The organism is bacterium (assembly GCA_021158245.1).
GTDB lineage: Bacteria > Zhuqueibacterota > QNDG01 > QNDG01 > QNDG01 > QNDG01.
The window spans coordinates 1-5,850 of record JAGGVB010000097.1; the positions used below are offsets into that span (position 1 = coordinate 1).

Annotated in this window: 5 protein-coding genes; 1 reads left to right on the forward strand and 4 read right to left on the reverse strand. The window is 38.1% G+C overall.

All coding sequences use genetic code 11. The annotated features are described in order from the left end of the window. Positions 1 to 821: cysteine--tRNA ligase (gene cysS, locus J7K93_05850; GenBank protein MCD6116516.1), on the reverse strand; the 821-nt coding region annotated here is incomplete at its 3' end. A 57-nt stretch (positions 822 to 878) separates the two neighbouring features. On the opposite strand from cysS, the gene J7K93_05855 reads away from it, so the two are divergent. Then, a complete protein-coding gene (locus J7K93_05855; protein MCD6116517.1) occupies positions 879 to 3,185 on the forward strand; it encodes a hypothetical protein in 2,307 nt (768 codons plus the stop codon). 120 nt (positions 3,186 to 3,305) lie between these two features. On the opposite strand, the gene J7K93_05860 is transcribed toward J7K93_05855, so the two are convergent. The 3 genes from J7K93_05860 to J7K93_05870 form a co-directional block, all read right to left on the reverse strand. Continuing rightward, entirely contained in the window at positions 3,306 to 4,049 is a 744-nt protein-coding gene (locus J7K93_05860) for a DUF4412 domain-containing protein (protein ID MCD6116518.1), read from the reverse strand. Continuing rightward, positions 4,046 to 4,906, reverse strand: coding sequence for an RnfABCDGE type electron transport complex subunit B (locus J7K93_05865; protein ID MCD6116519.1), 861 nt, complete (start codon positions 4,904 to 4,906; stop codon positions 4,046 to 4,048). Before J7K93_05865 ends, J7K93_05860 begins: the two co-directional genes overlap by 4 nt. A 104-nt stretch (positions 4,907 to 5,010) precedes the next feature. Next, positions 5,011 to 5,850, reverse strand: an 840-nt coding sequence (locus J7K93_05870) for a tetratricopeptide repeat protein (protein ID MCD6116520.1), incomplete at its 5' end; no start/stop codon positions are given.

Consider the following 5,850-nt stretch of genomic DNA (forward strand, 5'->3'; position numbering starts at 1 on the left):
CCTTCAACAGTGACCATGTTATTATGCAGCCAATACTTAACAAACGGCTTGCCTGTTGCAGCTTCGCTCTGCGCTATTTCACACTCATGGTGAGGAAACTGGTTATCTATTCCTCCTCCGTGAATATCTATGGTTTCTCCGAGAAATTTCATTGACATTACAGAACATTCTATATGCCAGCCTGGATATCCCATACCCCAGGGTGACGGCCACTTCATAATATGTTCGGTATCAGCCTTTTTCCAAAGAGCAAAATCTGCCGGATTCTTTTTATCGGATGCAATTTCAACTCTGGTACCTTCTCTCAAGTCATTAATGTTTCGCCTTGAAAGCTTGCCGTATTCAGAAAATTTTGCCACTTCAAAATAGACATTGCCGTTAGTTTCATACGCATATCCCTTGTCAATTAGAATTTTAACCATCTCAATCATGTCTATTATGAATCCGGTTGCCCTTGAAGATATATCCGGCCTTTGACAGTTCAGCCTGTCCATTGCATCAAAATATCTTCTTTCATATTTCTGTGCTATCTCAACAGGCTCCAGTTTTTCTAATTTTGCCTTGTTTATAATTTTGTCTTCTCCCTCTTCATTATCACCGAGAAGATGTCCTACATCCGTGATATTCTGAACATATCTTACTTTGTAATCAAGAGCACGAAGGAATCTTATAATAACATCAAAAGATACGTAACTTTTTGCGTGCCCCAAATGCGGATCATCGTATACTGTAGGCCCGCATACATAGATACCAACAAAAGGAGGATTTAACGGTTTAAACTCCTCTTTCTTTTTTGACAGGGTATTGTAAACTTTGAGCATATCTCCATTCCTTTTTTTATTGCACAATTAAACTGTATTGCCTATCTTTAAACTATTATGCAAGGGAATCCGGCTAAATTCTCATATACATTCATCTTCATTGTGGGATTCTCGGCTATCTGCGCTCAAATTATCGTATCACGCGAACTTATATCTATATTCCATGGCAATGAGCTGTCTACAGGAATAACCCTTGGTTCATGGTTAATCTGGACGGCAATCGGAAGTAAATTATTTTACAAACTTGCACGAACCCGTCATATAACAATAAACACAATTGCCGGACTTCAAATCATATTTTCCTTTCTTGCACCTTTCTCTCTTGCCGCTATCAGATTTATCAGACAGATACTATCAATCTCTCCCGGAGAAGTTGCAGGGCTTAACCTTATTATAATTGCGACATTTATTACACTTGCTCCATTCTGCCTGATAAGCGGATTCTGCTATTCAGGTGCCTGCCTGATATCCAATAAAAACAATAATAATAGTTCAAAACCTGTCAGCAAGGTTTACTTCTATGAATCAATCGGCTCAGGTATTGGCGGTATTATAACAAGCCTTATACTCATTCGCTACTTTGATTCTTCAATAATAATCATCTTTCTCTTTGTCATCAACCTTCTGACAGCAGCACTAATTCTTATTAAGGATAAATATAAGAAAAATATTTTTATTCTGCCTGCTATTTTTTCAATAATATTTTTTACTCTGTTTGCAACGCCAATGTTCAGGTCGTACCTCTTAAAAGCCCCATGGAAGGGCCACACTCTTATTGGCGCTTATAACTCTGTTTACGGTAAAATAACTATAACACGCCTCGGCAACCAGTATAATTTTTTCCAAAACGGAGTTTTGCTTTTCTCTGTTCCTGATAAATTAACAGAAGAGGAATCTGTCCATTACGCGATGCTATCACACAGACATCCTGAAAAAGTACTCATTATAGGAGGAAGCCCGTACGGATTAATACATGAAGTCCTGCTGCATCCTTCTGTCATAAAAGTAACGTACGTCAATCTCGACCCTGCCCTGACAAAATCTGCTCTAAATATTTCTGAAAAACTACCCGAAGCAATATCTGTCCGAAACAATCCAAAAGTAAAAATAGTATATGCAGATGCAAGAAAATTCATCAGGACGGACAGGCACATGTACGATGTAATTATCACTGCGCTCCCAAGTCCTTATAATGCTCAATTAAACAGATTTTACACTGTAAATTTCTATAGAGAAGTAAAAGAAAGGCTTAGTCAGGGAGGACTTTTTTCAACAGGGGTTCCATCCTCGGAAAATGCAATAAGCCCTGAACAGTCGGAATATCTGAGCATGCTCCATAAGACACTCAAAGCACAATTCAAATCTGTTTTTGTTATACCGGGAGAAACATGTTTTTTTATTGCATTTTCAGATACTGTGAATGAATCTTTAAATGCCAGTCTGTTTATTAAAAGAATCAAAGCCAGAAAATTAAAAACCAGATTTGTAAGAGAGTACTATATCCCTTATCAGCTTTCCAAAGAACGTGTTTCATATTTAAAGGCAAATATTTTACCGGGAAAAATCCTCCATCTTAACATGGATTTCCGGCCTGTCGGCTACTATTTTGACACAATTTTGTGGGCAACTACATTCGCACCCGAAGCTAAATCTATTTTTAAAGCTATAAAGGACATGCCTTTTATCTATTCTGTTTTAATTATTATAGCACTGAGTCTGCTTCTTCTATTATACACTAAAAATTCACAAAAGGGTTATCCTTCTATTTATTCGGGAGTAAACTACTCAATATCCGTTGTTGGGTTTTCAGAAATATCACTTGAAATAATTGCCATAATCTCTTTTCAGGTAATTTACGGCTATGCCTTTTATGCTCTGTCAATAATAATCGCCGGATACATGATAGGCCTTGCAGCAGGATCGCGCATAGCAATCATTTTTTTAAGAAACAAAAAAATTCTCTCTATGTTCATTACAACGCAACTAATTATGTTTATCTTCCCTCTGGGATTTGCTGCCTTACTGATGTTTTTTCAACACTTTTCCGGCCTATACGGAATTATTCCACTGGTCTTCCCTATAATGACAGGATTATGCGGTTTTATAGGAGGGTTCCAGTTTCCCCTTGCAACTCAAATTTTAACAAATAACGGAATCAGACCGGAATTTGCATCTACATCTCTGTACAGCAGAGATCTTGCAGGTTCCGCAGCAGGTGCAATACTTATATCTGCATTTTTTGTACCTGTTTACGGGATATACTACTCTCTTCTGTTTCTATCTATTTTAAATGCAGCAGGAATTATTATTATTATGCTTTCCAAAAAAACTCTTCTATCCCAATTCAACAACAATCATAGTTAGGGGACTAAGAACTTTCTATTTGCTGATTAAAATAATCTGTAAATTTTTGGCTTTATATATAATTTTGCCGAAAGCTCTGCTTCCGGCAAAAACATTCAATATAGATCACAGCCGATTATATTAAAGCGGCCCGAAAAATCCTTCCTTTTTCTTATATCCGTAAGGTATATTAAAAAAATTCGCCGGTACTGTTTCTTTCTGATAACCCTGAAAATCCTGAGTAACAACCCTGCCCAAAGCCTTTGTCTCAATGCGGACAGGATACCCGCCAAGCTCTTCAATCTGCTTAAAAAAACTATTATAATCATCCCCCATGCCCCCAAGGGTCTTTTTTAAAATATCGGCAAAAAGTTCAGGCTCAAGCCCGGTATCAGGGCTTATCCACATTGTTATACCTTTTATAAATGATGATTTCTGACTCATTTTTGTCGGAACAACTTCAAAACACTTATATCCGTTAACTTCGCCCCTTTTCCCTGTTTTCTTAAATAAAGGATCAGGAATAATCACTTTTCCTGTAAGCGTGTCAAAAGTAATTCCGTACATCATCAGAGCCATAACCGCCATACCCTGAAATTCATCCTTTGATAACTCAGTATAGGAGGAGTCCCTGTTATTCACAATCCACATTAAGCCCTTATCAAGCCTGATAATCTTTGAGCTTCCCCTGCCATCGTCTCTGCGTATTTTATCCTCAAAAATCCAGGTTTTTGTATTCTCCAGCTTGCCGGACATGCCGAATATTGGAGGAGTTTGAGTACGTTCTCTTATTACAGTACACTTTATCTGGCTGTATCCGCTGCTTGCCATCAGTGCAAGAAAAAATAAAATTACAAACGGCCCTTTAAACTTATTGCGCATCATGATTCCTGTTCTGCAATTTCAGCTGTTTCAAATATTTCTGTTCTTTCCCGTACTACAAAACATTTTGAAGGGCATTTTGCAACTGCACCCTCAAAGTCTTTTACAGGATGATTTACTTTATCGTAATGGATTACAGGTAAATAGCCGTCCATTGTGATAATTCCGCCAGGCGTCACATTCTCTTTTGCACAAATACTGCAGCCTATACAGCCGACCTTGCAAACCTGTTTAACCTTTTTCCCGAAATCTTTTGATTTACATGCTATGTACACTTTTTGGTCTCTGGGAATCAGCTCCATAATGTCTCTCGGGCAAGCTTCAACACATTTACCGCAGCCAGTACATTTATCTTCAATTACAACCGGAAGGCCTTCATCTCCCATATACATAGCGTTAAAAGGGCATGCTTCAACGCAGGTACCAAGTCCGAGGCATCCGTATTCACACCCTTTTGCTCCATTATCAACAAACTTAGCAGCTGCACAATCTTTTATTCCCTGATATATTGCCCTGTCAGGGCAGTTTTCTTTTGTCCCCTGACAGCGTACTACTGCTATTTTTGGGACAACTTCTCCTGCTTCTTTACCGAGTATAGCAGCAATCTTTTGAGCTACTTCAGAGCCTCCTACCACACAACCGGCGACTTCATATTTACCTTCTACAACTCCCTCTGCAAATCCTGCGCATCCGGGAGCACCGCACGCGCCACAATTTGCACCAGGCAGGATCTCATCAATCTGGTCTACTCTGGGATCTCTTTTAACTGCAAAAATGGAAGAAGCAATGGCAAGCCCTATCCCGAAAAACAGTCCGAGAGCACCCATTACAATTAAAGCTGCAGTGATTCCGGAATCCATGTCTTTTAATTCTCCTTATCAAAATAGATTATATATGAACGCATAAACCCATCGTTAAAACGATGGGTCTACGAGAACTTTATTTGCAGCATAATCTGTTAATTTTATTGAGTCTTCTTCATCTGCGCTATTTTCCATTCAGCCCACTTTGCATATCTTCTGTCTTTTGCCGCTTTGCGGAAATTGGCAATTGCAGCAGTTTTGTCACCAAGGGCCTCTTTGGCTTTGCCTAATTCAATATATGCAGGGCCGAACCCTCTTTTTTTCTGTATACACATTTGAGCAGCAGTAGCAGCCTTATTATATTGGCCAAGATTATTGTATGCTGCAGAAAGGCGGTAATATGTTATTGCATTTCTGGAATTCAGTTCAACAGCTTTATTTAGAGCAGTTACTGCTTCATTATACTTGCCAAGCTCAATTAAAGAAGTACCCAGAGCATTATACGCTTTTCCATATTTTGGATTAATTCCAATTGCATTTTTATATGCTTTTACAGCTTTGGGATAATCTTTTATTTTATAATAATTATATCCTATCTCATAGTATGCTTTAAAAAGAGTTGAATCATACTTCAATGCTTCTTCATAAACATTAATTGCCTTTTTATACTGCTCACGGGAACGGTAGAGTATTCCAAGGTTAAAATAAGCTTTTGCCATGGTAGGATCAATCTTAATAACTTTTTCATAAGTTGATTCTGCTTCATCATATTTTCTTAATTTTTTAAGTGCAATTGCCTTGCCGAAATAGGCTTTTACCCATGAAGGATCCTGCTGAATTGCAATTTCATATTCCTTTAAAGCATTTTCATACTGTCCGAGTTTAATAAACTTATTGCCTCTGTTATATGCAAGCTTAACCTTTGCATCCTTATTGCTTGCTGCAACAAATTTTTCTATCTCTTTTTTAACGCCTTCTATCTCTGCAACCACTTTCTTATA